This is a genomic window from Terrabacter sp. Soil810 (assembly GCF_001429645.1).
Classification (GTDB): Bacteria; Actinomycetota; Actinomycetes; order Actinomycetales; family Dermatophilaceae; genus Terrabacter.
In genome coordinates this window covers 1-3,345 of sequence record NZ_LMSW01000008.1, presented here as the reverse complement: position 1 = coordinate 3,345, position 3,345 = coordinate 1, and the positions used below count along the sequence as shown (strand labels likewise).

4 protein-coding genes are annotated in these 3,345 nt (G+C 70.6%); 1 reads left to right on the top strand and 3 read right to left on the bottom strand.

Translation table 11 applies throughout. From position 1 onward, the window contains the following. Positions 1-128 precede the first annotated feature (128 nt). The 3 genes from ASG96_RS05780 to ASG96_RS05770 form a co-directional block, all read right to left on the bottom strand. Positions 129-899, bottom strand: coding sequence for a MerR family transcriptional regulator (locus tag ASG96_RS05780; protein WP_057587272.1), 771 nt, complete (start codon positions 897-899; stop codon positions 129-131). A 193-nt stretch (positions 900-1,092) separates the two neighbouring features. Then, the gene (locus tag ASG96_RS05775; RefSeq protein ID WP_162262020.1) at positions 1,093-2,208 is read right to left on the bottom strand and encodes a glycosyltransferase; all 1,116 of its coding nucleotides are present in this window, start codon (positions 2,206-2,208) and stop codon (positions 1,093-1,095) included. Next, positions 2,201-2,905 carry a class I SAM-dependent methyltransferase gene (locus tag ASG96_RS05770; protein WP_157610681.1) on the bottom strand — a complete coding sequence of 235 codons (705 nt, stop codon included), beginning with the start codon at positions 2,903-2,905 and terminating at the stop codon, positions 2,201-2,203. Before ASG96_RS05770 ends, ASG96_RS05775 begins: the two co-directional genes overlap by 8 nt. A 272-nt stretch (positions 2,906-3,177) precedes the next feature. Here ASG96_RS05770 and ASG96_RS24620 point away from each other — a divergent pair. Then, on the top strand, positions 3,178-3,345 hold a 168-nt coding region (locus ASG96_RS24620; protein WP_162262021.1), incomplete at its 3' end, for a YdeI/OmpD-associated family protein.

Genomic DNA, 3,345 nt, shown 5'->3' with positions numbered 1-3,345 from the left:
GGGCCGCGCGCATCGCGAAGTTCGTCGAGATGTGCCACAACCACGAGACCGTCCACTGACTGCTGGCCGGATTCGACGCTGCGTCCCGGCGGTGTGACGCACTCACCGTCGCAGACAAGCGTGACGGCTCACGGCAGGCGCTTCTCGATCCGGGTCCACCCGGTCCAACCGCGCTCGGCGATCAGCTCCCGCAGCCGCGCGACGGCGGGGTGGGCGGCATCGGCGAACGAGTCCATCAGGCGGATGAACGCCGCGTCCGGCATCTGCTCGTCCTGTCGGTCCAGCTCGCCGCCGGCCGCTGCCTCCTCGAGCAGCTCGCTCATCAGGTCGGCCGTCTCACGCAGCAGCTCCTCCTCCTGCCAGTCCTCTGCGATCCGACCGATGAGTCGGTAGAGCTGGACGACCCTCGGGTTGGCCAGCTGGGCCGTCTTTTCGGCCATGAGCGCCGGGATCGCTTCTGGCCATCGCGCCGCCATCAGGATCCAGGCATCTCGCTCGGGCTCGATGACCGCCTCCGAGGCTCCGGTGGCACGCAGCCGGTCCAGGTAGTCGACCACGTCCTTCGGGAGCGCCAACGAGTCACCGGAGCCCAGCAGCGCGATGCGCCGGCGGTGCTCCTGAAGCGCGCGGATCTGCGCACGTAGCTGCTGGTCGATGTGGGCGGTCGCATCGGCGAACGTCTCCGGGTCAGCGTCGAGCAGCTCGCGGACCCGGGCGAGCGGGACGCCGGCGTCGGCCAGGGTGCGGATCCGGATGAGTCGCACCACCGCGGCGGCGTCGTAGGTGCGGTAGCCGGAGGCGTCGCGTTCCGGTTCCGGGAGCAGTCCGATGTGGTGGTAGTGCCGCACTGCGCGAATGGTCACCCCGGCGTAGGACGCCAGCTGTCCGATCGTCAGCATGGCCTCAGCCTGCCCGAAACAGACACTGCGTCACCAGTCCAGGGGGTGCGGATTGAGCGGAGGGCTCAGCCGTCCACGAGAAGACTGCCGAGGTCGTGAACGGTCGATGTCACCCGGCTGGCCCGACAGGCCGGGGTGTCGCAGCAGTGCGCCGACCGACCAGTTGGCGCCACGTGCGTGCACCGGCCGATCACTACTCTGGGGCCTGAGCCCGCCGCCGGGTGGGTCGTTCCTCATGGGTGAGCCGCCGGTAGGTGTCGGCGTAGTACGGCGCGATCCGCTCGGGGCTGAAGCGTTCGGCGTAGATGCGCCCCGGTCCCGGATCGGGGACCCCGCGACCGTGCAGGAGCTCGTCGATGGCGCGTGCAAGCTTTTCGGGGTCCTCGGACGGGACGAGCACACCGCGGCCCTGCCCCAAGGTCACGGGCAGCCCTTCTACGGCGCTGCCAACGACCGGCACCCCCAGGCCCAGTGCGAGGACGGCACTCTGTGACCAGGCTTCCTCCCGGGACGGGACGACGTGCACGCTGGCTCCGGCGATGTAGGAGCCGGGCGAGCGCACCCATCCCGGCAGGTGTATCCGATCGGCCAGGCCCAGGGCGCGAGACCGGGCGGTGAGGGACTCCCGCAACGGACCATCACCGAGCAGCAGCGTTGCCGGCGGATCGGGAAGCATCGCCAGCGCCTCGAGCAGGACGTCGGGACCTTTCTCGGGGTGCAGGCGCCCGGCGAAGGTCACTCTGGGGCAGGGCAGCCCGGGCAGCGCCCGTGCATCGAAACCCTCGATGATGGAGCGTCCCTCGAGCAGCCGCCCCGCCGGGACGCCGAGCGAGACGGCGAAGGCGCGGGCAGCGGGGCCGTGGGTGAAGAAGGCCGCAAGGCGTCCGGCGGCGGCGCGAGCCTGGGTGACATGGTCGCCGTACGGCCAGGTCACGGCGTTGTGCTCGGACGCGACGAGCGGGACTCCGTCGGGCACGGCCGCCGCCGCCGCCCACCAGGCCCCGAACATGTGGGCGTGGACAAGGTCGGCGTCTGCCAGGCGGGAACGCAGCCATTCGGCGAAGTCGGTCGACGGCACCCATTGCAGATGTGCGTTCCGGGCGAAGGTCTCGACGGGCACGCCGAAGGCGGTCGCGAGGGCGATCCCTTCATCGGTGGCGTCCCCGGCGTAGAGGCGGGTGACGAATCCTTCGGAGCGCAGGGCGGCGGACAGTCGCAGGGCAGAGAGCTGGGCCCCGCCCCGCTCCAGTACTCCGATGACCCGGGCGATGGTGAGCGGCCGGCGGCCGGTCGATGGCCCGTCAGCCATGGCCGCCGCCCGGGCCCTCGGCGGCCATCCGGGCCACCGCGACACCCCCGCTCTCGAGGCTGCGGTCGAAGGCGAGCCCGGTCTCTTGCTCCCAGCGGCGCAGTACCTCCTGCTCACCGGGACGTTCGACGTCATCGAGAACGACGGTGGCGCCCGGGGTCAGGCGGCTCTCGAGGACCGGCAGGGCGGGGTAGCGGCTCAAGCCGTGGCCGGCGGCATGCGCGGGTGGGCCGTCCACCAGCAGCAGGTCGATGGGATCGGTCCCCAAGGCTTCGCCCAGTCCCTGGGCCAGGGCTGCCTCGTCGTACCAGCTCATGCCGGACTCGGCGCGGGGATGCGGCAACAGGGGCGCCTGAACGATCGTGACGTCGGCCCCGACGCCTTCGCGGTCGAGCTGAGCGCGCACCCACCGGGCCCAGAGCGGGTCGTGCTCGACGCTCGCCATCAGGAAGCCACCGTGCGGTGGGCGCTGGGTCATCAGGCGGGCCAGGAGAACGGTACTGATCCCGCTGCCGAGCTCGACGATGCGGCGCCGTTCGTTCAAGACGATGTCGTTGCAGACGGTTACGAGCCCGGCGGGTCGCATCGCGCCCGAACCCCAGGGCAGGTACGGGCCGGAGAGTGCGGTGAGCGCATGCATGGCGGCCGCGTCGGAGAAGCCACGACCTGTCGGAGTCGAGGAACTGGTCGCGGCCACAGACTGACCGTAGCGCTTGGTGACCGCCCCCACTCCGGCTCTACGTCATCGATCAGCGCAACCTCGACGAGCCCGTTCACCGACTGCAGTCAGACGACTACTGCAACGGTCTCAGCTCTCGGCACGTCCGGAGCAGGACAGGCGCCCGCCTTGCGGCGGTGCGACGCCCGTGGTCAACGCCCTCGTTAGTGACATGGACGGAGATCTCGTCCTCCGCGCGGCATGCCCGGACACGCTACGGCTGGGAGTGGTTCGCATGGCGACGCCCTTGAATCCACAGGAAACCTGGGCTCAGTCCTGGAGACGGCTATCTGGACTTCGCCAAGGACCGTCCAGGCCTGGTCCCCGCCGCGCTCGCGGCCGACCTGCAGGCCAGGGCGTTCTTCGAGACACTCAACGGCGCCAACCGCTATGCGATCCTCTATCGCGTTCACGACGCG